Origin of the sequence: Paenibacillus sp. FSL H7-689, from assembly GCF_000517905.1 — a bacterium.
Classification (GTDB): domain Bacteria; phylum Bacillota; class Bacilli; order Paenibacillales; family Paenibacillaceae; genus Paenibacillus; species Paenibacillus amylolyticus.
Genome location: NZ_ASPU01000039.1, coordinates 17,166 through 42,558, shown reverse-complemented (window position 1 = coordinate 42,558; position 25,393 = coordinate 17,166). Strand labels below are relative to the sequence as shown.

Below are 25,393 nucleotides of genomic sequence, written 5' to 3'. Positions count from 1 at the left end.
TCTAATGACCTAAAATGTTGCATAAATATATCTTGTCAGATGACCAATGGATGTGTAAATATGAAAATAACTTACAATAAAACCACTAATGCATAGTATGACAGGCACCCCTCGCAAGCCAAAGGAGCGCTTAGGATGAACAAAATTAAGAACGCTTTCACAACACTACCGATTCATCACAAAACGATTCTTCTCATCGGACTTTTGATGTTGATCAGCTTTACGTTTTATGCGTCCGTACTCCGATATGTGTTCAGCATCTATGACCGCCAGATCTATGAGAAATCCTCGCAGGTCCTCAATATGTCTTCGGTAGGTATTGAGAATCAACTTCGTGAAATTTCCAATCTCTCCTTCAAGGTGATGTCGGACGAGCCGCTTCAGCAATATCTGCTCCAACTGAAAAAGGCCGAAACGGGTTACGAGAAAAATGGATTGCGTAAAAAAATTACCAACAGGTTAGTCGCATATGCCGGTTCTGAAAAATACGTCTATTCCATGCTATTTATCGATAATGATAATAACGTTATGGCCGCAGGCAATCGGGAGGGAATTTCGGAGTCGAAGCAAAAGGAACTGGTTGCACTGGGACAGCAATACTCGGGCTCCAATGCATGGCATACCAGTGGGGATAAACAGTCCCGACTCTTGTCGGTTCGACAGGTGAAATCCTTTATTGGCGGAGCATTTACATTGGAGGACCTCGGCACACTGATCATCCGCGTCCGGCTGGACCGAATTGTACAGGACCAGATGCAAGAACCGGCTGAGGACTCCCAATTACTGATTACGGATGGAAAAGAAGTGATCTATCCAACAGAATCGTCGGTCAGTGAAGCCGAGATTGAGTCTGAACTGAAGCGTACCCAGCCCTATGGAATTACCATGTTGGAGCAGGGGAGACACTTTGTAGCTCGTGCTCATTCTTCCTATACGGATTGGACCTATCTGTACACAACCCCGTTTGACCAGATGTTTAAAAAGATCCAGTTTGTCAAACAGTTGGTTACGGTGATCTTCATCATGATCTTTCTGGCGGCGCTTATCATTGGAGCGAGATTCTCTCGCAGTATTACCCATCCGATTGCGCAGTTGATCAAAAAGATGCGTAATATCGAAAAAGGTGATCTGGATAAGCTGGAGGAGGCAGCCCTTGGCAATGTTCCGATATCTCCACAGAATGAGGTTGGGCTGCTGCATCGCACATTCAAGATGATGCTTCAACGAATACGTGAATTGATTGATGAGAATTATGCCAAGCAACTGGTGATTCGTGAGACCGAGTTGAAAGCGCTTCAGGCGCAGATTAATCCACATTTTCTATACAACACGCTGGAATCCATTAACTGGCTGGCTAAAGTACAGAAGCAACGACAGATCTCGGAAATGGTTGAGGCTCTCGGATTTCTGTTGCGTAGCTCTGTGAACATGTCCGAGAAGTGGATTACGCTGGAAAGGGAGCTGGACATTGTCCGCAGTTACGTGACAATTCAGCGCACACGTTTTGAGGAAAGACTGGATTTCGACATGGAAATTGCCCCAGAGGTAGGAACGGCGCGGATACCGAAGTTAACATTACAGCCGTTGGTGGAGAACGCGATACATTATGCACTCGAACCAAGCATTGACCCCTGCCGGATTCGAATCCGGGCGAGAGCAGAGGGAGATAAGGTGATTATTGAAGTTGAGGACGACGGTCCGGGGATGACACCGGAATTCCTGAAACAACTACACGAAGGACGTATTCAGACAAGAGGACAGGGCATTGGGTTATCTAACATCCAGGAACGAATCAGACTGACCTTCGGTGATGAAGGTGGAATGGTGATGAGCAGCAAGCCCGGATCAGGAACTGTAGTATCGATCAGCATACCTTGGATCAGAGAGGACGATGACGATGTACAAAGTGATGCTCGTAGATGATGAACGTGTCATTCTGGAGGGGATTTCCCAAGTGGTCGATTGGGCCGCGGCAGGAACGGAATTGGTGGATACGGCGAGGAACGGGATTGAAGCATTGGACAAAATTGGGCAGTCGCGACCCGATATTATTATTACGGATATTTCCATGCCAGGTCTGGATGGTCTCGGACTCATAGAGAAGGCATCTGAAGCATACCCGGGAGTACGTTTTATTATGTTATCCGGCTACAAGGAGTTCGAATATGCTCGCAGAGCGATGCAATATGGTGTGAAGCATTATTTGCTCAAACCCTGCAACGAGAATCAGATCCATGATGCATTAACTGAACTGTTGCAGGAACATCAGGATGCCCAGGTGAAGGAGCATGTTGCAGGTGAGATGAAACAGCGATTGCAGCGTGTCCTTCCACATGTGAAGGAGCAATTTCTGCTGGAGTTCATGACCAACCGCACCTATGGGCCGGTTGATCTGGAGTATTATCAGGAGCTGTTTGATCTGGAGCTTGAAGAGAACGCAGTTCGGTTACTGCTGTTCCGAATTGTAGATGAACATGATTACAGCCACTTATTTGCGATCAAAAACATTGCCAGTGACCTGCTCCCACATGTCCTGTTAAGCACAACCATTGAAGGCAAACTCCTCATTCTGCTCGCGGATTCAGCTGATCCGGCCGGACTGAAAGAAAGTATTGAAGAGGTTAGGGCTGCATTCACCAGACTATATAAATTGGAAGTGACCGCTGCGCTGAGTGAAGCAGATCGAATGATTCAGTCGCGGCGGTTGTTTCGTGAGGCGTTGCAGTATCTGAACCATCGCTTCTTTATCGGTGAAGGCAAGCTGATTACGAAGAATGATCTGGTACTGGCCGGAGAATGCGACGGATTGCATGTAGAACAGGATGCCGAGCAACTGTGTCAGTTGATCAAATCGGGCAATACCGAGGAAACAGCGGTAGAGGTGGAGCGTCTGTTTGATCTATTATCACGTCAGCAGCTGGAAATCGAGGTGACTCGCTCTTATGTAGTGCAGCTCTACTCGGCGATGGTGCATGTCTGTCCACCTGAGGAGGCAACGGAATTCACCCAGCGTATGGCAGAACTGCCGCATATCGATACGTTATCTGGTTTGAAGTCTTTTGTTGCAAGCAGTACAGCCCGATTAACTTCAGGGTATTACAAAAACCATATCAGTCGCCAGTCTTCTGCCGTGGAGAAGATGATGGATATCGTGGATCGTCATTTTGGAGAGGCGGATCTTTCTCTCAACGGAGTCGCCCATCAGATGCTCTATATGAATCCCGATTATTTGGGCAAGATTTTCAAAAAAGTCACAGGAGAGAATTTCTCCAATTACGTGAATCGCCTGCGAATTGAACGCGCATGTGACCATATTCGCAGAGGCGGGGATGTGAAAGTATTTGAGCTTGCTGAATTGTTCGGATTCGGCGGGAATTCACAATATTTCAGTCAGGTGTTCAAAAAGTGGACCGGGATGACACCTACGGAATTCCGCAGGATCGGCATATAACAATGGGCTACCAATCATGTGATTCATGTCTGGGGAGGACGAACAGTGCCGAGAGGGGACTGTTGTCCTCCTCTGTTTTTTGAACCAACAAGACGGTTTTGTGTATTCAACTATGGTCGTACATTTGCGAAAATGACATTAACAAGTTTGTGAAAGCGTTATCAGAAATAAAAAAGGATAACTCTTTCATACAACCATATCAACATAAAAGGGGAGATTGGCATGGTGAAAAAGGCAATATTCCTGATGATGGCTGCTTTGCTCGTGTTTACAGCGGCATGTAGCTCAGGTGGAGGAACTGAAGGAGCATCTGGAGATGACTCAGTTACCCTGCGGATCGCTTGGTGGGGCTCGGATGCAAGGCATGAATATACACAGAAGGTCATCGACCTGTACAAATCGAAAAACCCGAATGTCAAAATCGACGTGGAATATGCTTCATTTGATGACTACTGGAAAAAGCTCGCACCACAAGCAGCGGCAAATCAGTTGCCTGACATCGTTCAGATGGATATTTCCTACATCAGCCAATATGCACAGAATGGTCAGCTTGAGGATCTAGCGCCTTATCTTGGCAACCAGATCAAAGTGGACGATGTGTCCGAGAATGTTATCAGCACAGGTGTAATTAACGGTAAACAATACGGTGTACCTGCCGGTGTTAACGTTCTGGGCTTCCAATATGATCCGGCATTGCTTAAAAAAGCAGGCGTGGATGCAATCCCTGACAACATGACTTGGGAATCGTATGAAGCACTGGGTAAACAAACCGCAGATAAAGGTCTGTATTTGGATGGAGGGATAGCTCCGGATATTTTCTTCCACTACTTCCTGCGTACCAAAGGATTGTCACTTTACAATGCGGAAGGAACAGGTCTTGGCTATGATGATGATCAATTGTTTGTGGAGTTCTTCGGACTCATGCGCCGCATGATCGAGCAAGGTGCAGCACCTACGCCGGATGTAGCCAACCAAACCAAAGGCATTATTGAGGAATCAGATCTCGTGAAGGAAAAAGGAATTGGCGTATGGCAATGGTCCAACCAGTTCGTAGCCTTGCAACAGGTAGCGAACCGTCCACTCGAAATCGCTCCAATGCCAGGACCAGATATGGAAAAAGGACTATATATGCAGCCAAGTATGTATTGGGGTGTGACGTCCAACTCCAAAGTGAAGGAAGAAGCAGCTAAATTCATTGATTTCTGGGTGAATGACGTGGAAGCCAACAAACTGATCAAAGGTGAGCGCGGTGTGCCAATCTCAGGAGCAATCAAAGAAGCTATCGCACCTGAGCTGAGTGACGCAACAAAACAAGTCTTTGAATTCGTAGCAGCCATGGAGCCTAAGGCTTCACCAATGAGTTCTCCGCCACCAGTTGGTTCACCTGAAGTAATCTCTTCCCTAGCAGATGTGGTTGAAGAGTTGAACTTTGGCAAAATTACACCTGAACAAGCAGCAGAGACATTCCGCAAGAACGCCGAATCTGTACTTGCGAACAATAAATAACAGTTGAATGATGGCTTGCTCGTCCCACTTCAGGGATGGTCGGGAATGGGGCTACTCGTAAATGCGAGGGCCTTTCCCCGTCCAGATGACCGAAGCCAGGATGAGGGAGCAAGCTGATCCATGAAGGAGGTTCGTTCCATTGAGGCAGTATTCGTCGTTACGTAGAAACTTAACTGGATATGCGTTCATAAGCCCGTTTATTATTGGTTTCCTGGGCTTCACACTCATCCCCATGTTTGTGTCCTTATATATGTCGTTCACGAGTTATAACTTATTCACTTCTCCGCGGTGGATTGGGCTTGATAACTACACCAAAATGTTTTTTGATGACCCGAAATATTGGAACTCGGTCAAAGTGACGTTTCTGTATGTATTCATTGGGGTACCGTTAAGGTTGATCTTTGCCCTCTTCGTAGCGATGGTCCTAAACACTGGCTCTCGTATGATTGGAACGTACCGGACGCTGTATTACCTGCCATCCATAATCGGTGGTAGTGTGGCCGTATCCATTATGTGGCGTAACCTCTTCAGTAATGAGGGTGTTATCAACAGTGCTCTAACGGCAATCGGGATCGGGCCTATAAGCTGGTTTGGTGACCCGAATGCGTCCCTGGTTATGCTCATCTCACTGTCTGTGTGGCAGTTTGGTTCGTCCATGCTGATCTTCCTGGCTGGTCTCAAAAATATCCCTACTGAGATGTACGAGGCAGCAGGTGTGGATGGCGCGAACCCTATACGGAAATTTTTCAGCATCACCTTGCCACTGCTTAGCCCGATCGTCCTGTTCAATATGATTATGCAGACGATTGGAGCATTCATGACGTTTGTACCTGCCTATATTATCTCCAAAGGCGAAGGTGGTCCAATGGACGGTACGATGCTGTACTCCCTGTATCTGTTCCGTCAGGCGTTTATGTTTAACAACATGGGTTATGCTTCGGCCATGGCCTGGATCATGCTTCTTATGATTGGTGGACTTACAGTAGCAGTATTCTTAACATCCAAGTACTGGGTGTTCTACGAATCTGAAGGAGGGAAGTAACGATGGTTTGGAGAAATGTGAAATGGCCCATTTATCACCTGTTCGTTGCAGCTCTTGCCCTCCTAATGTTGTATCCCGTACTTTGGATGCTCTTCAGTTCATTCAAGGAAAGCCGTACGATATTCGTCACAGCGGATACCCTGTTTCCTGCGGAGTGGATCTGGAGCAACTATGTAGATGGCTGGAAAGGCACAGCGGGAAGACCGTTCATGGATTACATCACGAACTCACTTGTAATCGTAGTGATATCTACCATCGGTGCTGTGATATCGTCATCGCTGATCGCTTTTGGTTTTGCCAGACTGAATTTCAAGGGACGCACGTTCTGGTTTTCCTTGATGATGTTAACACTGATGTTGCCACATGACGTGGTATTGGTTCCTCAGTACATCATTTTCACGAAGCTCGGCTGGCTGAATACTATCTTGCCAATCGTTGTACCTACATTCTTCGGAATGCCGTTTTTCATCTTCCTGATGGTACAGTTCATTCGAACGATTCCGAAGGAGCTGGATGAGGCTGCAACCATCGATGGATGTAACAAATTCAGACTGTATATCCAGATTATTATGCCGCTGATCAAGTCTTCTCTGGCGACTGCAGCCATTTTCTCCTTCTACTGGAGATGGGAGGATCTGCTCGGTCCGGTATTGTACCTGAACTCGCCTGATAAATACACCGTGTCGATGGCGCTGAAAATGTTCCTCGATAGCGAATCTGCTTCCAACTGGGGTGCAATGTTCGCCATGTCCATCGTCAGTCTGGTTCCGGTTGTAGCTGTGTTCTTCATCTTCCAGAAACAAATTGTTCAAGGGATGAGCACCAGCGGATTGAAAGGATAAGCCAGATTACTGTATCTTCGTATCTTCGCCCGAATGAACGTTTACGAAAGTTAACCAAGGAGGTTATCGCTTTTGAATAAAGCTCAGGGTAGTCAGGCCGTTGCCATGGAGGCAGCGGCAGAGGGCCAGGCAGTGTCCGTGACCAGCTGGAAGTTTAACTTTGGACCGGACTCGGGAAGAGCAGATGAGACAGGGGATTATCTGAAAGTAACTGCAACAACCGCATATGAGGAACGCGGAGGATACGGATTCGAGGCAGGATCTCTGGTGTATGAGAAACAACGCATTAGTGATGACGATGTGTCGGATCCCACGAAACAACATCATAACAATCCGGGGCAGACAACCATGTCTGCCCGATTGCGTTCAGGCTTCTGTATTCCGCTCAAAGCCTCGTTTATCGTGGATGTTCCCGACGGAACCTACCAAGTATTACTTGTTGCAGGGGATGAATTGGCTGAGACAGTGACCCGCGTGAAAGCTGGTGAAGGCAGACTTGTACTGCCAACCATTCGCACACTTCCCGGACAATACGCAGAGGTTAGATTCTCGGTTGTTGTTCGCGGCGGCAGACTTCGTCTGTCATTCTCCGGTCCTGCACCGAGAATCAATGCATTGGAGATTACTCTTGCGAATCAGACCATGACCGTATTTCTTGCCGGGGATTCAACCGTAACAGATCAGCCGGAAAGTGGATATCCGTATTGCGGTTGGGGCCAGTTATTGCCGGCACAGTTCAAACATGATGTGGCAGTGGATAATCATGCCCAGTCAGGCCGCAGTTCCCGCAGCTTTATTAATGAAGGCAGATTAAGCGCCATTCTGGAGCGAATCAAGCCCGAAGATTTTCTGTTTATTCAATTTGGACATAACGATGAGAAGCCTGACCCTGAACGTGGGACGGACCCATTCACAACATATAAGGAATATTTGAAAAAGTATATCGATGCTGCACGCGAAGTCAAGGCTCGTCCAGTGCTCATAACCCCGGTGCATCGTCGCTATTTTGCGGATGATGACACATTGACCGATACGCACGGCGATTATATCATCGCCGTGCGTGAGCTGGCGGAAGAGGAAGATGTTCCGCTGATCGATCTGGCTGAGCGCAGCCGTCTTCTGTTCGAGCAAGCGGGTGTTGAAGGCACTAAGGAAGACTTTATGTGGGTACTGCCAGGCGAGTATGTGAACTTCCCATCAGGCGTGGAGGATAACACGCATTTTCAGGAACGAGGCGCCCGTCGCCTTGCCCAGCAGGTAGCAGAAGCCATCCGCGAGTTGCAATTGCAACCGTTGCAGATGTATCTGCGGTAGGTTCATGCCCTTAATAATTAAGCGAGTTAATTAAATAGCGAGCCAGCAAAGTTGCCCAGCGAATAGCGAAGGCAATAACCTTTTAAAAACAGGCGAGCGTAGCAGCGAAGAAGGGCGGAATCGGGTAGAGGGAGCGAAGCGTCCGCCTTTGGAGCGGGATTTCCCCTGCTGAGGGGGAATTGAATAGAAATCCCGAGCCAACAGCGGCCTGTAGCCCGATCCGCCCGCCGAAGCGACTGCCCCGCGAGCTATTCAGGGTTTAAAAGCTGTAGCGAGTTAAACGAAGTAACGAGCCAGCAAAAGTTGCCCAGCGAATAGCGAAGGCAATAACCTTTTAAAAATAGGCGAGCGTAGCAGCGGAGGAGGGCGGAATCGGGTAGAGGGAGCGAAGCGTCCGCCTTTGGAGCGGGATTTCCCCTGCTGAGGGGGAGTGAATAGAAATCCCGAGCCAACAGCGGTCCACAGCCCGATCCGCCCGCCAAAGCGGCTGGCCCGCGAGCCCGCAGATTTTTAACTTAATATTGCACTCGCAAAAAAAGGAGGAGGTATATCAATGACACCTGACCAGACAGAATCAGGCACATCTGCAAGTAAGAATGTTTCAGCAGCTACAGGTCACACCTACTGGGTCATTCCGGATGGTTACATTCCCCCGGAGAGCCGGGGCACATTGGAGAGTCATGAGAGCATCTGTGTACTGAACACCAGTGCCACGGATGCGGAGCTGCATATCACGATTTACTTTGAAGACAGAGAACCACTCGAAGGTATGGTCGCTGAAGTGCCAGCGAGAAGGACGAAGCATATTCGCACTGCATCGCTACGATCCGGGGAGCAGTCTATTCCACCGGGCGTGCCTTATGCGATTACGGTTTCGAGCAATATCCCTGTTATCGTCCAGTACAGTCGTTTGGACACGACCCAGCCTGAATTGGCTTTGATGAGTGTCATGGCGTATCCATTAGGATAACTTCCCCAATCGACAGCATAGTTGGAGATGGTAAGAAGCCCCGTAACCTTGCATTCAATGCAGGTACGGGGCTTCTATTTCTTCATTTATTCACTGTATTTATACGTGCTCGCATTCAGGATATCCACGTGAACCTCCACTTTTCCAAGCTTAAAACGTTGGAGTGGGTCCGCCCGGTTGTAGACTTCCTGTTTCCATAAGGGAAGGTTGTGGCGATATAAGTGTTCCACAAGACCATAGGAATCAATCATGCGTGACTTGGTTTTTTCGAACGTATCTCGGATTTGGGATTCGATCTGTTTCTCGGCTTCTTGTTCCATGGCATCTGGAGACCGAGGAGCCCCATGATCTTCGGTGATGGCGCTTTTGACCGTGGTAACCAGATCAAATGTGATGCCATCACCTTGCTTCTTCGCCTTGATTTTTGTCTTGGGATGATGAAGCAACAAGGTTAAATCAGGAGTTTTTCCACCATTCCCATATACATATAGTGGGTACTGATGTACCCGCTCATAATTTACGTATCGTGTACCATCTGCGTCTGCTCCTGCAACTCTACCCTGACTTGTGCCTTTGGATATCACATAAAATCCATCCATTCTAACAAGGGGAGGCGTTTTATCGCCGTTGAACCAGGTCTCGTTCCTCGTTGACACCGAGGGTAAAAGAACGACAGAAGCGGGTTCCCGTAATCCATCGAGAAGCTGGTGGAGCCGGATAGGTTCGTAACCAGAATGCTGTTTGTATAGTCTCATGGGCTCAAATAATTCAATGGTCTGGGCGGATTGGTTCAACAATGCAGAGGGAGAGAGTACATCCGGAATGTTATGCTCTGTAGCGTAGATCCAGGGTGTATATCTCAATTGGCCTGAATGAAGAAGTGTATTAAAGATATCCTCCAGTCGACCATCCAAGACTCTTTTGGATAAAACAATAGCTTTAACATGAGTCCAGAGCGTTAGCTGCTGTGACGTTTCATACAAGTCGTTAATAGCCATGTTCAGTGTTGTACCCTCGCCCCGTCCAGTCCAGATATCCCTTGTCTCCCGGGAAGTTGGTGTTTCCTGTTTTGCAATACTGGAGAAGTCAATCAGTTGGGCATACGCAATATACTGGTTGTCTACATAGTCAATTCCTATCGCCGTAATGAAGTTTATACTTTGCACCTCTTTGGAATCCCAGCACCCCGTTAGCAGGATCAAGCAGCTTATAAGAAGGCCACTTATGGATACCCATCGTTTCACGGACGTTTCCTCCGGCGGGTAGAATCCTGTGTATGAAGTGCTTCTGGGCGCTTGGTTCTTTTCATGGAAGGTGGCATGGATACGGCCTGAGTGAAGTCTCCGGGAATGTAGGGAGATACAGGTGACAGATAGGATACGCCATAACACTCCAACGATACGAGGTGCACCAACAAGGCTAATAGTCCGATCATAAAACCGAATAATCCAAGAATGGAAGAGATGAGTAACATCCCGATCCGAACATGGGCAGTAGCCCCGCTTAACACAGTATTCACGAGAATATAGCTAGAGATGACCGAGATCGCTACCGTGACAATAATCGTAGGGGACGTAATCCCGGCGCGAATGGCAGCATCTCCAATAATAAGCCCGCCGACAACGCTGACCGTCTGCCCCAATGCACGTGGCAACCTACGCCCAGCTTCGTTAAATAGCTCAAACATAAAGATCATCAGGAACGCTTCCAGCGTCACGGGCATGGGCAGGCCCATTCGAGTCCCAGCAATCGTTGCCAGAAGAGGCAGGGGAATCTGTTCCACATTGAAGCTGGTCAGGCCAATATAAAATCCTGGGAAGAAACAGGCGATCAGCAGTCCTGAAATACGTAATATCCGTTCAAAAGTAACGATGAAAAAGGGTGTACTTTCGTCCTCCGGAGACTTCAATTGATTGAAAAGTGTAGTTGGTGCGATGACCGCTACAGGAGAACCTTCAATGAGAACGGCAAAACGTCCATTTAACAGGGAATCAACGACAAAATCAGGACGTTCGGTATTATCTGTGAGTGGAAAGATACTCCGAATCCCTCCCATGACAGCTCGCTCCATGATTGAGGTACCCAGGATGCCGTCAATCTCAATCTGATCCAGATTGTGCCGAGCTTCTTTCAGAATGTCTGGGTTGATAATATCTTTTACATATAGAAGTCCAATGGCTGTCTGGGTACGACCGCCTTTGACATATTTCTCATAACACATCGAAGATGTTTTCATTCGTTTGCGTATAAGGGCCACGTTGGTAGTGAGTTCTTCGGTGAATCCATCGCGCGGGCCTTTAACTGATGTTTCAATGGCTGATTCATCTGGACTGCGCCCCGGTATGTCAGCGATATCCAGACTGCAGGACTGAATACCGTTGCCGAAAATGATCAGCAGTTGTCCGCTAAAAATCAACATATTAAGCTTATTCGTATCTGTGAGGTCATCCAACGGATTTAATGTTAATCCCAGTTCTTTAGGATGTGATTCCTCAATAATGAGAGAATGTTGCTCAAGACGCGGGATAATAAACTGGTTGAGCTGTTTGCCATCAACCAGGCCGTCACAATAGAGCAGAATAACAGGTTGATCCGTTTCATTTTTGACAGGAAAGGTCTGAATAACGACATCTGCACATGGATTGAACTGCTCTTTCAAAGAGGCAAGCAGTGTCTCATGGGACGTGGTGTCAATCGCTTGATGCTCCATGATGTTTCCTCCTCTGATGGCGTGAATGGATAAAGGCAACCGTCGTTGCTATAATCGCAAGTCCGCTCAGATACACGAGATTGAACGGGAATATGTATTCGACCAGAAGTTTTTCGAAGGTCATATCATCCAGAGGGTACAACATGACAAGAATAAAGAAAACGCCTAAAGAGATACAACTGATGAGCCTTCTGGTGGCGTTCTTAATATTCCATATTTCTACTACAATATACATGGCGAGACTAATTCGGGTAAACGATCCGGCGAGCCATTGATAGATGGAGAAAAAGTCGGTTTGGGCGATATATTTGCCCAAGGAGGCAATTCGCCATTCTTCAAAGGCGGGATATCGCATTTTGGCAGCCTCAAAAGGATCGAATTCCACAATCGCCCCGATGAGTGGGCCGACAGTCAGTCCCACAAGAATGAGTGCAAGCATCAGATACTGCCATACACGTATACGTTTGGAGAGATGAGGCTGGATATACCAGATGAACAGCAGTTCAAACATGCCTGCAAGACTGTAAATCATGCCATTCAGCACCGGATGCCAGCCATGTTCTAACGCAGGCAGGAGACGGCTGTAATCCTTGTATTGAGTGTTCACAATTGCAACATAGAAGCCCAGGAGTACCACCAGTGGAAGGATCAATCCTGCCGTAAATGCCAGTGAGCGGATGCCTTTATATGCCCCATAGGCACAGAGAGTCATCAAAGCAATACTAGTTACCAATATTGGCGTTTCTGTCAGGTAATTTGTTTTGGCCCAAGTCGTGGTTTCGTGCAGGGTGAAATAGATTGCGCTCAGAAAAAAGAGACTGTTCCCAACTCGAAATAACATGCCAATGGGCTTGCCGAGACGGGATGTTAACCATTCATGCAGAGTTTGATGCTGGAGGAAACGAGAGACATAAGCGAGCATTAGCGCAAATATCAAAAATGGCCCGGCTGATAGCAGGACGGAAATCCAAGAATCCCTTTTGGCCGCAGCCAAAAGGGCAGGAATAATCAGAACATGGCTGATCAAGCCAACGGACAACATGATCAACATCATAGCTTGTAAAAAAGAAGGCTGTGTTCGTTTCATGCTGAGGGGTCTCCTTTTCCCAATAGACTGTCCTCAGCAGTGTTAACGTGATTGGAGCGCTTCATACCGTCAGTCGAAATAACGAATACCCATGGCTTCTCTTACCTCTAACATCGTTTCCCGGGCCGCTTTCCTGGCCTCACGGGTACCCTCGATAAGAATCTCTTTCACCTGATCATCACGTTGTTCATAATAACTCCGTCGTTCGCGAAAAGGAGCAAGCAGATCATTGATGGCTTCACCTGCGATCTGTTTACAATCTTTACATCCAATCCGGCCCTGACTGCAACTGGCATGTATTTCGTCTGCGTTCTCCTTGCGGAAAAGCTGATGATAGGCAAAAACAGGGCAGATATCCGGGTGTCCTGGATCAGAACGATGGATGCGGGCAGGATCAGTCTTGGCCTTGGTCAACTTGGCTTTTACATCTTCAGGACTTGCATTTAATGAGATGGCATTCCCCATGCTTTTGCTCATCTTACCAACGCCATCCAGTCCTCCAAGCCGCTCTCCGGTCAAAATGCGGGGTTCGGGGAGAATGCGAGCGTATAACTCGTTGAACCGGCGAACCAATTTTCGTGCTGTCTCAATGTGAGGAATCTGATCTTCTCCTGCCGGAACAAGGGTGGCTTTACAGAATGCAATATCAGCAGCCTGACTGACCGGATATCCTAGAAATCCGTAGTACAGGTCGGTATATCCACGATCACGTGCTTCGCTCTTGATGGTCGGATTATGCCGGAGTGTATTGACGGTAACAAACATGGAGAAGATCACAGTCAATTCCGCAATTTCCGGAATCATGGATTGAATGAACAGGGTAGCTTTGTTCGGATCAATGCCTACGGCGAGGTAATCAAGCGTAACTTGATGAACACTATCTGCAATCAGACCAGGTTGATCATAGTGGGTGGTGAGTGCCTGAACATCTGCCAGTAAAATATAGGTTTTGTACTCTTCCTGCAATTGCACCCGACTGCGCAGGCTGCCTACGTAATGGCCGAGATGAAGTTGTCCGGTAGTCCGATCTCCTGTCAAAATAATATCCTTGTTTTTGTTCATGGTTTATTCTCCTTTGGTTTTGTAATTTTTCAACGTTGAGCTGTCGCCACCAGCCGTCTTCCACGACCATCACCTCCTTTCAGCCTGCAAAAAAATCAAAAAAGCTTCGTCTTTTATCCCATTCCCCGGTTGGGAACAGAATAAAGGACGAAGCTTGTGCCTCGCGGTGCCACCTTCATTGGCCGCTCTGTTGCGGCCCACTTGAGGGATACGGATGAGGCATCTACCAGGAGCCCGTTTATGAGCTTCCATGCCTATCGATATCCTGTCCATGGATAACGGCTGGACATGCCGCCTCGCCTACTGAAAGTTGTATTCCTAGGAAGGGATACAGACTTTGTTCAACTCGGAACTCAGAAGCCCATTTCCACATATCCGATGCACCGACTCCCACCAGCCGCCGGCTCTCTGTAGCATCCTGACATACGTACTTCTCTTCATCATCGTGGATAACAAATGTTTACAATTTCCAGAATTATATCATGCTTTGATTCCACTGACCAGCTTATGTTTTCGACCGCTCATATTGGTGCCAAGCACACCGGCGATAATTAACAATGCACCAATATAGTGATGGCTACCCACTGGTTCATGCAATATCCATGCACCTCCTACGATGGAGATGAGCGTGGACAGATTGCTGAATACACTCATTTGCGAAGCCTCCAGATGAGTAAGGGCATAGCTCGCAAGCAGGGTGGAGATCATGGTGGAGAGAATTGCTAGATAAGCGAGTGCACCCAGATAGGATGTATCTCCAAGCGGTTTGATGTAGTCCATCATGGAACCGCTGGACGCATGCCGGATCAGGGAAGCGGCATTAAATACAATACAGCCAACCATTAATGTGACCCAGGTTAATTCCATCGGTTTATACTTCTGGGTCAGTGGTCTCGCAAGCACACCATAACCTGCAAAACAGACCGTGGATAGTAGCAATAATGCAATGCCCTTCAGGTTACTCATAGATACGCCGCTTCCTTGCATCATGAAAATAAAGACCACTCCAGCAACAGATAGAAGCAGGAATAGCTTCTGCATCGTGGATGTACGTTCCTTCAGGAAAACTGAAGCGAGAACGAGTGTGAATACAGGGGCCATAGCCTGAATAATACCGGCTTCCGATGAGTTGGAAGAGACAAGTCCAAAGGCTTGAAAGGCAAAAAATAAGACGGGAGATAAAAGCCCCAGTGGAATAATTCGCCACAGATCACGAAGGCTCAGTCGGATTTTGATCCAGCCAAAAATGACAGGAATGCTGACAACGATCAGCGACAACGCGAATCGGTGGGCAAGCACATCAATTGGATGTGCAACAGAGACTGTCATTTTAACAAATAAAAAAGATAGACCTATAATAGCTGCGTACAATATAGCTGCGATATAAGCGTATCCCCGAGTGTGTGTTGTGTTCATGAATGCTCCTCCAATACAGTAGTCATAGCGTTTTATCTTTCATTATCCTGAATTATGTCAGGTTCGAGGCATGTGCTGGCCTTATTCAATATACTGCCAGGTGCATCGTGCTACAATAGATAAAAGGTTAAACTGTATCGGTACAGTTGTGGGAGAGGGATGGGTGCATTGAGAAAATACGAAGTGATTGCCGAAGCATTAAAGCAGTGGATTCAGGAACAGATGCAACAGCAGGATCGTCACCAGTGGGCAGATAAGGGTATCCGTCTTCCGGCCGTTCGAGTAGTAGCAGAACAATATCAATGCAGTGTAAGCACGGCTATTCGTGCATATGAGTGGCTGGAACAGCGGCATTTGGTGTATGCCATACCTCAATCCGGTTATTATGCCGTACAGAACGGGACAGGTGCTCAGGACATGGACTGGCAGGGAGCGTTGGAATTTGCTTCAGCTGCACCCGATCCAAGGGTGTTCCCTTATGCAGACTTTCGTCATTGTGTGGATCAGGCGATGGAGAAGAAGCAAGCAGAGTTATTTATGTATGGCACGGATCAGGGATTACCTTCGCTTATTCTGCTGTTGCAGAAGCAGTTTGCGGATTATCAGGTGTTTGCGAGAACAGAGCAGTTCTTTATCACGTCAGGTGTGCAACAGGCCCTAGCTGTACTTGCATTGATGCCTTTTCCCAATGGAAAGAGAAAAGTACTGCTTGAACTACCTACCTATCACAATATGCCCTCGCTACTGAGTGGATTGAATGTGCCGATTGCCGGTGTGAGGCGTGCCCTGGATGGTCTGGACTGGGCATCGCTTGAACGTCAGTTTGCTGAGGAAGATATCAAGTTTTTCTATGTCATGCCGCGCTTTCACAATCCGATTGGCACATCGATGACTGTTGCTGACAAGAAGAGACTAATCCGGCTTGCACAGCGGTACGATGTCTATCTGGTGGAGGACGATTATCTGGCTGATCTGGAGGACAATACGAAACAGGACCCGCTATGGTCCTATGATACCGAAGGCCGGGTCATCTATCTGAAGAGTTACTCCAAAATTTTGTTTCCAGGCTTGCGCATTGGTGTAGCTGTTCTGCCCTCACCACTAATTCAATCTTTTGGGGCTTACAAAAAAATGCTCGATATCGACACTTCCGTTCTGTCTCAAGCTGCTTTGGAGATCTATGTCCACAGCGGAATGTTTGCTCATCACAGGAAAGTGATTCGTAACCGCTATGCTGCCCGGATGAACACGGTGCATGAGCAACTGGACACATATCCAGACTTTGCTCCCTTTATGGAAGCTCCTCGAACAGGAGGGGAGCACACAGTGTTGCCTTTGGCGGGTGACATGCCGCTTCGTGTTCTGGTGTCCCGGCTTCAAAAGCGTGGTGTCATCGTAGATACGACAGAACGGTATTATCCGGAGGGAACATATCAGGTGCATCAGGATCAGATGCTGCGCTTGAACATCTCCAATGTGCCGAAGCAGCGAATCGAAGAAGGGATACAGAAGATCCGGGAGGAAATTTTGAAACTTCAGATCAGGCAGAAATAACGTGAAGAATCGGAGTGTTGTCCGTAAATAACAAAAGGCGTCCACACAAGTTGATCACTTGTTGGACGCCTTTTCCTTGAGTTGCTATCTATCAACGATGCAGCTTGTACGCTACCTTGTGAATGGAAATAATCTAATTTATTCCTGAGCCATCGCTTTGAAGGAATCTTCTGCGGCTTCCAATGTAGCCTGAACATCCTCGTCTGTATGAGCCGTGGTCAGGAACCAGGCCTCATATTTGGATGGAGCCAGGTTAATGCCACGGTCCAGCATGTGACGGAAGAAGGAAGCGAACAGCTCTCCGTCCGTGTCTTGAGCATGATCGTAGTTCGTAACGGGATGATTACAGAAATGGGTGGAGAATGCACCACGAATCCGGTTGATTGTCAGTGCAATCCCGTGACGGTCAGCAGAAGCTTGCAGACCTGCCGTCAGTTCGATAGCAAGACGTTCCATCTCTTCATATACACCCGCGCCTTGCAGGACCTCCAGACATGCGATACCAGCCGAGATGGATGCAGGGTTACCAGCCATCGTTCCCGCCTGATAAGCCGGGCCGAGTGGAGCGACCTGCTCCATAACATGTTTGCGTCCACCGTAAGCACCGATTGGCAGGCCGCCACCAATAATTTTACCAAGAGCCGTCAGATCCGGTTCAATCTCCGCATGGTTATCGAGTCCGGCATACGTCTGAGTAGAACCGTAATGGAAACGGAAAGCCGTAATGACCTCGTCATAGATAACCAGTGAGCCGTTAGCACGTGTCATGGCACAGAGACCTTCCAGGAAGCCAGGCTCCGGCATAACCATACCGAAGTTACCAACGATTGGTTCAACCATGACCGCGGCGACATCATCACCCCAGCGCTCCAAAGCATCCTTCAGGGCTTCCAGATCATTGTAAGGCACAGTAATGACTTCTTGTGCAATACTGGCTGGAACTCCCGCACTGTCAGGAATTCCGAGCGTGGACGGGCCTGAACCGGCAGCTACAAGCACCAGATCGGAGTGACCATGGTAACATCCGGCGAATTTTACGATCTTGTTGCGTTTGGTGTAGGCACGAGCGACCCGAATCGTAGTCATGACCGCCTCTGTACCGGAGTTTACAAAACGCACTTTATCCATGGAAGGAATGGCTTCCTTCAGCATTTTGGCGAGCTTGATCTCAAGTTCAGTCGGGGTACCGTATAGCACGCCATTTGCCGCTGCTTCCGTAATGGCCTGCGTAATATGCGGGTGGGCATGTCCTGTAACAATTGGACCGTAAGCGGCCAGATAATCAATATAACGGTTGTCATCGACATCCCAGAAGTGGGCCCCTTGAGCTTTTTTCATAAATACAGGTGCACCACCACCAACGGCTTTGAACGAGCGTGAAGGGCTGTTTACACCTCCTACAATATGCTCAAGTGCTTCTGCGTATAGAAGTTCGGAACGGGAACGTGATGTATTCATAAGATAACTTCCTTTCGTAATTCAAAATATGATAAAGGTACAAACCATAGAAAGATATGATGATTTTCTCATAATAGTATAGCCGGGCACAACGAGAGGGCAGCGTAATGGCTGCCCTCTGCATGTGTAGATTACTGAGCCGGTTGCTCTGACTTCTGATCGTCACCACTGGCTGTTTTATCTTCGGTGCTGGTTGTACTATCATCCGTTGTAGCAGGCGGGTGAATAATATCCTGAATATGCTGCTTCAATTTCTCTTCATTGGTAACCGTCAATACTTGCGCACCGCCTGCTGTACGTTCTTCTTTCAGTAGGTTCATTGGCGGAATCTGCTCACTGCCGTTCATGCTGCTCTGGTATCCAAGTCCACCCAGCTTCCACATGTCGGAGAGTGTTAGATTTGTATCTACGTAAGGATTAACCTGTTCCAGAATGGCAGGCAGTTTGGCAATGGTAGTTGTTGACTGCATTTTCGCTGTTACAGCTTTCAGCAACTCACGCTGACGTTCGGACCGAGCGAAATCCGACATCGCATCATGACGGAAACGAACGTACATGAGCGCTGTCTCGCCATCCAGATGCTGATATCCTTTTTTGAGATCGATATCGTATTCGTTATTGTCTGCTTTACTTGTATAGTGCATGTCTTTCTCCACATCAAAATCAACACCGCCAACGGCATCCACCAATTTGATGAATCCCTGGAAATCCGTATACACATAATACTGTACAGGAATGCCGAGCAGGTCGCCGGCAGCTTGCATCGCTGCATTAGGGCCATGGGTGATAGCGGTGTTGATCCGCTCCTTGCCATATCCGTCAATATTGACGTAAGTGTCGCGCAGAATGGAGAACAGATTGATTTTTTTGGTCAGTGGGTCGAGCGATACAACCATCATGCTGTCGGAGCGAGGAACTTCACCTTTTTTCAATCCACGTGCATCGACACCCATAACGAGAATATTTACCGTTTCTGAGCCTTCCCATTTTGGTGGGTCAGGCGTATTTACTTTCTCCACATTTTCGATGCCTGCAAATGGTGAATCGTCGCCGTCCTTTGCCAAACCGTCCAACTGATTGAGAATAGAACCGAAATAATATGCCGATGCTCCTCCAATAATTAACACGAAGGCGGCAAGAGAAATCCATATGGTTCTCTTCGTCTTTCTGGTCATGCTAGCTCTCCTTTGTATTTGAGATGAAATAAAAAAACGAGTTCGAGTATTCAAGTAAGAACTAGTCGGAGCTTTCCGAACACGTCTTTTCCCAACATAAGGGCAGGACGCGGCTCCAGACTATTTTAAAGCTTGCTGAATTTTGACTGATACCATTATAATTTCTTTTTGGGCTACAAGCAATTTCAACAAAATCCAAGTGAGGTATAATCATGCTGGCGATTGATGTCAAAGATTTGCGCAAGTCGTTTAGCGTCCAGAAAAGCCGAGGTGGGCTGAAGGGCGCGTTTCAGGACCTGTTTGCACGTCAATACCAAGAGGTATTGGCTGTAAATGATATTTCGTTTCAGATTCCGCAGGGTGAAATATGCGGATATATTGGGGAGAACGGTGCCGGTAAATCAACAACGATCAAGATGTTGACCGGCATTTTGGTGCCTACTTCAGGGCAAATATCGGTTGGTGGATATGTTCCGTATCAGGAACGGGAGAAGTTTGTACAGAATATCGGTGTTGTTTTTGGTCAGCGCAGTCAATTGTGGTGGGATATTGGCGTTATCGAATCCTTCCATTTATTGCGCAAAGTATATCGTGTCGGAGAGGTCGATTTCCGTAAACGGTTGGATGAACTGGTTGAGCGGTTGCAGCTTCAGGATCTGTTAAGCCGTCCCGTACGGAAGCTCAGTCTTGGTCAGCGTATGCGCTGCGAGTTAGTGGCAGCCTTGTTGCATAATCCGAGTATTGTTTTCCTGGACGAGCCAACTATTGGTTTGGATATTGTGGTGAAGTCGGAAATTCGGGATTTCTTGAAAGACATGAACAAGGAGCATGGAACGACCATTCTGCTCACAACCCATGATTTGCAGGACATTGAGGCACTGTGTTCCCGGGTGATCATGCTTGATGCAGGCAACATCATTTATGATGGAGGTCTGGATCATCTCAAGTCCCAGTGGGGTAAGGAGCGGGAGATCCGCTTCAAGTTTGGTTCAGCTCACAACATCAGTCAGATGCAGGAATGGACTGCTGCGTTGCCTGTACGTTGGACGGTTGAGAATGAATTGTCCGCATCCGTATGGATTCCGCTGGAACTGAACGTTTCGGATGTACTCGGACGTGTCGTTGGACAAGCTGATATTACCGATATTCAGATTATCGAGATTAACACGGATGAGATTGTGCGCAGTATTTACCAATCCGGTTCCGCCGAGCGTCCCGAGATTGTGGGAGCAGGGAAAGAAGCGGTGGGTGTATCCTGAGATGAATAGTGCATTTATTGATTTTATGCGCATCCGTTTTCTAACGATGCTGGCATACCGGGTGAATTATTACTCCGGCATTTTGATATATACGCTGAATATCGGCGTGTATTACTTTACCTGGCAAGCTATTTACGGTAGCAGTGGTGAACTCGGCGGCTTCACGGCAGCGCAGATGACCACTTACATTGCTGTATCCTGGATGGCACGTGCCTTTTACTTTAACAACCTGGACCGGGAGATTGCCGCAGATATACGGGATGGCTCCATTGCGATTCAATTCATCAGGCCGATCAATTACGTTATGGTCAAAATGATGCAGGGTCTTGGCGAAGGTATTTTCCGCTTCCTGCTGCTCATGATTCCGGGGATGCTCATTGCCATTCTGCTGTTCCCGGTTGAATTGCCTACGGCGCCATCGGCGTGGATTGGCTTTCTCGTCATGCTGTTCTTCAGTTTCCTCATTAATTCCCAGATTAATGTGATAACGGGACTGGCGGCATTCTTTGTGGAAAACAATGAAGGCATGATGCGTATGAAACGCGTCGTGGTTGATTTGTTCTCCGGTCTAATCATCCCGATCAGCCTGTATCCAGGCTGGATGTCTGCGGTGATGAAAGTATTGCCTTTTCAGGCCATTACGTATCTGCCCGGTTCTGTGTTCACTGGAAGAGTGGAAGGTACCGCCATCTGGAGTGTACTCGGTATTCAGGTGTTCTGGTTTGCCGTACTGCTGCTTCCGATGGTATTGATCTGGCGTAAGGCGCGCAAGCGTCTGTTCGTGCAAGGGGGATAACAGATATGTACTATATGGGTCTGATCTGGGAATATTTGAAAAATTACATGAAAACACGACTCACGTACCGTGCTGATTTCTGGGTGGAGATCCTATCGGATCTGCTGTTCCAGGCAACCAACCTGATCTTTATCTTTGTGGTCTTTCGCCATACGGATAACCTGGGCGGCTGGAGTGAGAGTGAAGTGCTCTTTGTTTATGGATATTTTATGGTGCCCTATGGCATCTTCAGTTGTTTTATCAATCTGTGGGGATTCAGTGAGCGGTACATCGTCAAAGGTGAGATGGATCGGATCCTGACACGTCCAGCACATAACCTGTTCCAGATATTGCTTGAAAATGTGGACCCGCCTGCACTCGTGGGATCGTTTATCGGCTTGATCATCATGATCTTCAGCGGAGCAGAGATGGGTCTGATGCTGGAGTGGTGGCATATCCCTGCCTTAATTATTTTGGCACTCAGCTCAGTCATGATCTATGCCGGCATCTATACCACCCTGACTTCGTTGTCCTTTTATTCGGACGCGCCAACAGGTATCCTGCCGTTGATGTATAACATTCAAGGATATGGACGCTACCCGGTAACGATCTATAACCGTGCTATTCAGGTGCTGTTAACCTGGATCATTCCGTTTGCCTTTGTGGGGATCTATCCCGCAGCGTTGTTCCTGGAGAGGTCCGAGATGCATCGCATGGCGCTGCTTACACCTGTGATGGGATTGGTGTTTGGCTCCATGGGATTGCTTCTGTGGAATTTTGGCGTGAAGCGGTATCGCGGAGCAGGTTCATAATAACGCCCTATAACAATTCATGGGGGAGATTAGGGAGGAACTGATATGACGTTAAATGTAGGCGAATTGGCACCGGATTTTGAACTTCCGTCCAGTAGGGGAGAATCGGTAAAGCTTTCGGATTACCGCGGACAGCGGGTGCTGCTTTATTTTTACCCCAAGGATATGACTTCGTCCTGTACGCAACAGGCTTGTGATTTTCGGGATCGACATGCTGAATTTGAAGGAATGAACACGGTCATTCTCGGAATCAGCACCGATCCGATGAAACAACATGACAAGTTTATTGCCAAATATGGACTTCCGTTCACTTTGTTATCGGATGAAGAGCACGTTGTAGCCGAGCAATACGGTGTATGGCAGCTGAAGAAAATGTATGGCAAGGAGTACATGGGTATGGTTCGCTCCACTTTTCTAATTGATGAAGAGGGGAAATTGATCAAGGACTGGTCCAAAGTTCGGGTCAAAGGACATATCGAGGCTGCGCTTGAGGCTTTGAAGACATTGTAATAAATGATTTAGACAGGTGTGAATAAATACATCTTATCCGTTTCATCATTAAAGGCTGTGCTTCGCGGAATTTACCGTGAACACAGCCTTTTTAGGTGGGCAATCGTTTATGATTGGTTGAATTGTTCTTGCTCTTGCCCGAACGAAGCCGATGCACAAGCAGTAGGAATAGCGGAATAATAAAGCTTACCGTGATATCCCAATCCACCCAAGCGGGCATGATCGTATTGGTGTAGAAAATGACATTGGGAGAAATCAGTACAGCTAACGCGAATAATAACATCGCTGATGGCAGGATGAGAGGTTTATATGTCTTTAACCGAAATAGCTGAGCTGTTCCAACGACAAAGGAGAACATATACAGCAGACTCTTGAAATAGGTAGCAATTAACCAAGCGGTTGCCATGAACGCCTCAATTCGCTCGAAAAAATTCCCGATATTAATTTTCTGGGACAGGGTATAGGAGATGTAGATGTCATGCTGGGTCAGAAAGGGGCCAAATATCATCAGTGAAATGACCAACAGTGTGGTTAGCAACAGCCCTCCGCATAAAGTAGCGAGTAACATGTCCCGTTTGATGTGAGGCCCGGACATCACATAAGGAAGAACCATGGTGATCACGATGAGTTCACCAAAGGAAGTGAATGCTCCTCTAATGATAGACTGCATCAGATGAAGCCAAGGGGTGTTCAAGTAAGGCTGTAGATTTGAACTGTTTACTTTGGGCATCAGCCCCATAAATAATAGAATCATAAATGCAACAACGATTGGGGTCAGCATTTCACTGCTTGCTCCTATTGTATGCAGGCCATGCATAAGCCCCCAGACCAGAGCGCACATAAGGATAATTAGAATGACTCGGATGGGGGTCTGAAGGTAGATCTGTGTGGTCATAAAGTCACCGACTTCACGGATACATATGACAGCGCCTATGGCGAAATAAAATAGATATGCAGCTGCCAAAACAGACCCTGCCCACCGGCCAAGTATTTTTTGGCAGATTTCAATAAGAGAAAGATCAGGGTGTGTCTGATGAAGTTTGTATAGCACCCACATGATAAGTATGCCGATCGGTTGACCGATAAGAGAACAGATCCATGCATCCTGTTTACCGGAAGCAGTAACCACGGAGGGATAGAGTAGAATCATGTCCCCAATCATGACGAGAAAGGTAAGGACTGCAAATTGCCTAATGGTGATTTTCTCCTTAATTAACATAGACACCCTTCTCCTTCTCTATATTCAGCATGGATGATATTCATGGATGAAATCCATCTTTCCATCCACACCAGGCTCCTTCCCTCAAAAAAAAGCACTCATTCCTGTGAGGGATTGTTTGGAGTAACCGATGATTTTCTGTAAGACTTGAGCAATTGTATCAGCAGAAGACAGCCCGGCAGAATGATCCCCAGTGTGGTATCCCAGTCTACCCAATATGGAACAATGGTGATCACGATAAAAGTAATGCTTGGTGAGATCAGATTGGCTAATCCGAACACAAGTAAGGACGCAGGGAGTACCAGCATCTGATACTGCTTAAGCTTGAACAGTTCCGCACAACCAACAATAAAGGCGTATAAGTATATCATCGCTTTGAAGTACGTAGAGATCAGCCAGGAAGAAGCCATAATGGCTTCAATGCGTTCAAAAAAGCTCCCAATACTAATTTTCTGGGACAAAACAAAAGAAGCATATATGTTATGTTGCGTAAGAAAGGCACCCAAGACCAGCAGAGATATGGTAACGAGCGTTGCCAATACCAAGCTGCCTAAACCAGCTGCAATAATTACGTCTCGTGTTCGATGAGCCTGCTTGGCAACATAGGGCAGTATCATCATGATGGGAATGACTTCACCGATCGGATATATAATGCTTACCAGAATGCCTTGTGAGATAGAGACAACACCCGTATCACTTACTGGCTTCAAATTTCTAGTATCAATCTGAGGAAGCAGGCAGATTGCAAGGACGACAATAAATACAATAACGACGGGCATTAGTAGTTCACTACTTCGCCCCATCGTCTCTAATCCGTGAGACACTCCCCAGGCGATCACGATGACAAACATCAGAATGATGATGCGAATGGGAGTGTACGGGAAGATTTGAGTGGTCATGAAATCGCCGACTTCTCTCGTATGTGTGGAAGCACCAATAATGAAAAAGAACAGGTAAAGGCAGGAAAAGAAAGTACCTGGCCAGAACCCTAGAATGCTTCGTGCCATCTGCACCAGATTTTTTTCTGGGTGCATGCTACATAGCTTCAGGAACATGGCCATCAGTGCCATCCCCAGAGGAACGCCTATAAAAGCACAAATCCAGGAGTCTTGTTTGGCATAGGACGTGATGACCGAGGGGTAGATCAGCATCATATCCCCGACCACCATCATAAAGATGAGCGTGGTCAATTGTCTTGTTCCAAGGCGCCCCTGTTCCAGCATAATGGTCC

Annotated in this window: 21 protein-coding genes and 1 other annotated feature; of the genes, 12 read left to right on the top strand and 9 right to left on the bottom strand. The window is 47.4% G+C overall.

Going from position 1 to position 25,393, the window contains the following annotated elements:
• Positions 1–135: 135 nt before the first annotated feature.
• From C170_RS22030 to C170_RS22000, 7 genes are all read left to right on the top strand, one after another.
• Positions 136–1,923 carry a cache domain-containing sensor histidine kinase gene (locus C170_RS22030; RefSeq protein ID WP_036614097.1) on the top strand — a complete coding sequence of 596 codons (1,788 nt, stop codon included), beginning with the start codon at positions 136–138 and terminating at the stop codon, positions 1,921–1,923.
• Positions 1,898–3,451, top strand: a complete 1,554-nt coding sequence (locus C170_RS22025; RefSeq protein WP_036614096.1) for a response regulator transcription factor — start codon at positions 1,898–1,900, stop codon at positions 3,449–3,451. The genes C170_RS22030 and C170_RS22025 overlap by 26 nt, the downstream gene beginning before the upstream one ends.
• 222 nt (positions 3,452–3,673) lie before the next feature.
• Positions 3,674–4,957: an ABC transporter substrate-binding protein gene (locus C170_RS22020; RefSeq protein ID WP_036614095.1), complete on the top strand. Its 1,284-nt coding sequence runs from the start codon at positions 3,674–3,676 to the stop codon at positions 4,955–4,957.
• 139 nt (positions 4,958–5,096) lie between these two features.
• The gene (locus C170_RS22015; protein WP_036614094.1) at positions 5,097–5,999 is read left to right on the top strand and encodes a carbohydrate ABC transporter permease; all 903 of its coding nucleotides are present in this window, start codon (positions 5,097–5,099) and stop codon (positions 5,997–5,999) included.
• 2 nt (positions 6,000–6,001) lie between these two features.
• Positions 6,002–6,841: a carbohydrate ABC transporter permease gene (locus C170_RS22010; RefSeq protein ID WP_017690747.1), complete on the top strand. Its 840-nt coding sequence runs from the start codon at positions 6,002–6,004 to the stop codon at positions 6,839–6,841.
• Positions 6,842–6,946: 105 nt separating this feature from the next.
• Positions 6,947–8,155 (top strand): rhamnogalacturonan acetylesterase, encoded by a 1,209-nt coding sequence (locus C170_RS22005; protein ID WP_051447353.1) that lies wholly within the window; start codon positions 6,947–6,949, stop codon positions 8,153–8,155.
• Between the two features lie 553 nt (positions 8,156–8,708).
• Positions 8,709–9,125, top strand: coding sequence for a sensory rhodopsin transducer (locus C170_RS22000; RefSeq protein WP_036614092.1), 417 nt, complete (start codon positions 8,709–8,711; stop codon positions 9,123–9,125).
• An 86-nt stretch (positions 9,126–9,211) separates the two neighbouring features.
• On the opposite strand, the gene C170_RS21995 is transcribed toward C170_RS22000, so the two are convergent.
• The 5 genes from C170_RS21995 to C170_RS21970 form a co-directional block, all read right to left on the bottom strand.
• Positions 9,212–10,369 carry a Ger(x)C family spore germination protein gene (locus tag C170_RS21995; RefSeq protein ID WP_036614090.1) on the bottom strand — a complete coding sequence of 386 codons (1,158 nt, stop codon included), beginning with the start codon at positions 10,367–10,369 and terminating at the stop codon, positions 9,212–9,214.
• Positions 10,366–11,835, bottom strand: a complete 1,470-nt coding sequence (locus C170_RS21990) for a spore germination protein (protein WP_036614089.1) — start codon at positions 11,833–11,835, stop codon at positions 10,366–10,368. Before C170_RS21990 ends, C170_RS21995 begins: the two co-directional genes overlap by 4 nt.
• Entirely contained in the window at positions 11,816–12,922 is a 1,107-nt protein-coding gene (locus tag C170_RS21985; protein WP_036614088.1) for a GerAB/ArcD/ProY family transporter, read from the bottom strand. Before C170_RS21985 ends, C170_RS21990 begins: the two co-directional genes overlap by 20 nt.
• 69 nt (positions 12,923–12,991) lie before the next feature.
• Positions 12,992–13,984, bottom strand: coding sequence for a tryptophan--tRNA ligase (trpS, locus tag C170_RS21980; protein ID WP_036614087.1), 993 nt, complete (start codon positions 13,982–13,984; stop codon positions 12,992–12,994).
• A gap of 140 nt (positions 13,985–14,124) precedes the next feature.
• Positions 14,125–14,437: a binding site (T-box leader), on the bottom strand.
• 27 nt (positions 14,438–14,464) lie between these two features.
• The gene (locus C170_RS21970; protein ID WP_036614085.1) at positions 14,465–15,400 is read right to left on the bottom strand and encodes a DMT family transporter; all 936 of its coding nucleotides are present in this window, start codon (positions 15,398–15,400) and stop codon (positions 14,465–14,467) included.
• Positions 15,401–15,559: 159 nt separating this feature from the next.
• On the opposite strand from C170_RS21970, the gene C170_RS21965 reads away from it, so the two are divergent.
• The gene (locus tag C170_RS21965; protein WP_036614084.1) at positions 15,560–16,954 is read left to right on the top strand and encodes an aminotransferase-like domain-containing protein; all 1,395 of its coding nucleotides are present in this window, start codon (positions 15,560–15,562) and stop codon (positions 16,952–16,954) included.
• 138 nt (positions 16,955–17,092) lie between these two features.
• Here the strand turns inward: C170_RS21965 and C170_RS21960 are convergent, their stop codons facing one another.
• Together C170_RS21960 and C170_RS21955 are read right to left on the bottom strand one after the other, a co-directional pair.
• Positions 17,093–18,412, bottom strand: a complete 1,320-nt coding sequence (locus tag C170_RS21960) for a glutamate-1-semialdehyde 2,1-aminomutase (RefSeq protein WP_036614083.1) — start codon at positions 18,410–18,412, stop codon at positions 17,093–17,095.
• Positions 18,413–18,543: 131 nt separating this feature from the next.
• On the bottom strand, positions 18,544–19,587 hold the full coding sequence (locus C170_RS21955) for an LCP family protein (protein ID WP_036614081.1): 1,044 nt from the start codon (positions 19,585–19,587) through the stop codon (positions 18,544–18,546).
• Between the two features lie 212 nt (positions 19,588–19,799).
• Between C170_RS21955 and C170_RS21950 the strand changes: the two genes are divergently transcribed.
• Genes C170_RS21950 through bcp form a run of 4 tightly spaced genes read left to right on the top strand, consistent with a single transcriptional unit; the run spans position 19,800 to position 22,943 of the window.
• A complete protein-coding gene (locus C170_RS21950) occupies positions 19,800–20,846 on the top strand; it encodes an ABC transporter ATP-binding protein (RefSeq protein WP_036614079.1) in 1,047 nt (348 codons plus the stop codon).
• A 1-nt stretch (position 20,847) separates the two neighbouring features.
• Positions 20,848–21,642 (top strand): ABC transporter permease, encoded by a 795-nt coding sequence (locus C170_RS21945; RefSeq protein ID WP_036614077.1) that lies wholly within the window; start codon positions 20,848–20,850, stop codon positions 21,640–21,642.
• A gap of 5 nt (positions 21,643–21,647) precedes the next feature.
• A complete protein-coding gene (locus C170_RS21940; protein WP_036614076.1) occupies positions 21,648–22,433 on the top strand; it encodes an ABC transporter permease in 786 nt (261 codons plus the stop codon).
• 45 nt (positions 22,434–22,478) lie between these two features.
• Positions 22,479–22,943, top strand: coding sequence for a thioredoxin-dependent thiol peroxidase (gene bcp / locus C170_RS21935; protein WP_036614074.1), 465 nt, complete (start codon positions 22,479–22,481; stop codon positions 22,941–22,943).
• 91 nt (positions 22,944–23,034) lie between these two features.
• Here bcp and C170_RS21930 read toward each other — a convergent pair whose 3' ends face one another.
• Positions 23,035–24,162 carry a GerAB/ArcD/ProY family transporter gene (locus C170_RS21930; RefSeq protein ID WP_036614072.1) on the bottom strand — a complete coding sequence of 376 codons (1,128 nt, stop codon included), beginning with the start codon at positions 24,160–24,162 and terminating at the stop codon, positions 23,035–23,037.
• Positions 24,163–24,260: 98 nt separating this feature from the next.
• Positions 24,261–25,385: a GerAB/ArcD/ProY family transporter gene (locus C170_RS21925; protein ID WP_036614071.1), complete on the bottom strand. Its 1,125-nt coding sequence runs from the start codon at positions 25,383–25,385 to the stop codon at positions 24,261–24,263.
• Positions 25,386–25,393: the final 8 nt, after the last annotated feature.

What these genes read in the sequence shown, in the direction of transcription:
- C170_RS21930 (WP_036614072.1), bottom strand. Translation starts at nt 24,162, where the DNA reads ATGTTAATTAAGGAGAAAATCACCATTAGGCAATTTGCAGTCCTTACC.
- C170_RS21990 (WP_036614089.1), bottom strand. Translation starts at nt 11,835, where the DNA reads ATGGAGCATCAAGCGATTGACACCACGTCCCATGAGACACTGCTTGCC.
- C170_RS22020 (WP_036614095.1), top strand. Translation starts at nt 3,674, where the DNA reads ATGGTGAAAAAGGCAATATTCCTGATGATGGCTGCTTTGCTCGTGTTT.
- C170_RS22030 (WP_036614097.1), top strand. Translation starts at nt 136, where the DNA reads ATGAACAAAATTAAGAACGCTTTCACAACACTACCGATTCATCACAAA.
- C170_RS21925 (WP_036614071.1), bottom strand. Translation starts at nt 25,385, where the DNA reads ATGCTGGAACAGGGGCGCCTTGGAACAAGACAATTGACCACGCTCATC.
- C170_RS21945 (WP_036614077.1), top strand. Translation starts at nt 20,848, where the DNA reads ATGAATAGTGCATTTATTGATTTTATGCGCATCCGTTTTCTAACGATG.
- C170_RS21950 (WP_036614079.1), top strand. Translation starts at nt 19,800, where the DNA reads ATGCTGGCGATTGATGTCAAAGATTTGCGCAAGTCGTTTAGCGTCCAG.
- C170_RS21960 (WP_036614083.1), bottom strand. Translation starts at nt 18,412, where the DNA reads ATGAATACATCACGTTCCCGTTCCGAACTTCTATACGCAGAAGCACTT.
- C170_RS21985 (WP_036614088.1), bottom strand. Translation starts at nt 12,922, where the DNA reads ATGAAACGAACACAGCCTTCTTTTTTACAAGCTATGATGTTGATCATG.
- C170_RS22005 (WP_051447353.1), top strand. Translation starts at nt 6,947, where the DNA reads ATGGAGGCAGCGGCAGAGGGCCAGGCAGTGTCCGTGACCAGCTGGAAG.
- C170_RS21940 (WP_036614076.1), top strand. Translation starts at nt 21,648, where the DNA reads ATGTACTATATGGGTCTGATCTGGGAATATTTGAAAAATTACATGAAA.
- C170_RS22010 (WP_017690747.1), top strand. Translation starts at nt 6,002, where the DNA reads ATGGTTTGGAGAAATGTGAAATGGCCCATTTATCACCTGTTCGTTGCA.
- C170_RS21965 (WP_036614084.1), top strand. Translation starts at nt 15,560, where the DNA reads ATGGGTGCATTGAGAAAATACGAAGTGATTGCCGAAGCATTAAAGCAG.
- C170_RS22000 (WP_036614092.1), top strand. Translation starts at nt 8,709, where the DNA reads ATGACACCTGACCAGACAGAATCAGGCACATCTGCAAGTAAGAATGTT.
- C170_RS21955 (WP_036614081.1), bottom strand. Translation starts at nt 19,587, where the DNA reads ATGACCAGAAAGACGAAGAGAACCATATGGATTTCTCTTGCCGCCTTC.
- C170_RS21970 (WP_036614085.1), bottom strand. Translation starts at nt 15,400, where the DNA reads ATGAACACAACACACACTCGGGGATACGCTTATATCGCAGCTATATTG.
- bcp (WP_036614074.1), top strand. Translation starts at nt 22,479, where the DNA reads ATGACGTTAAATGTAGGCGAATTGGCACCGGATTTTGAACTTCCGTCC.
- trpS (WP_036614087.1), bottom strand. Translation starts at nt 13,984, where the DNA reads ATGAACAAAAACAAGGATATTATTTTGACAGGAGATCGGACTACCGGA.
- C170_RS22025 (WP_036614096.1), top strand. Translation starts at nt 1,898, where the DNA reads ATGTACAAAGTGATGCTCGTAGATGATGAACGTGTCATTCTGGAGGGG.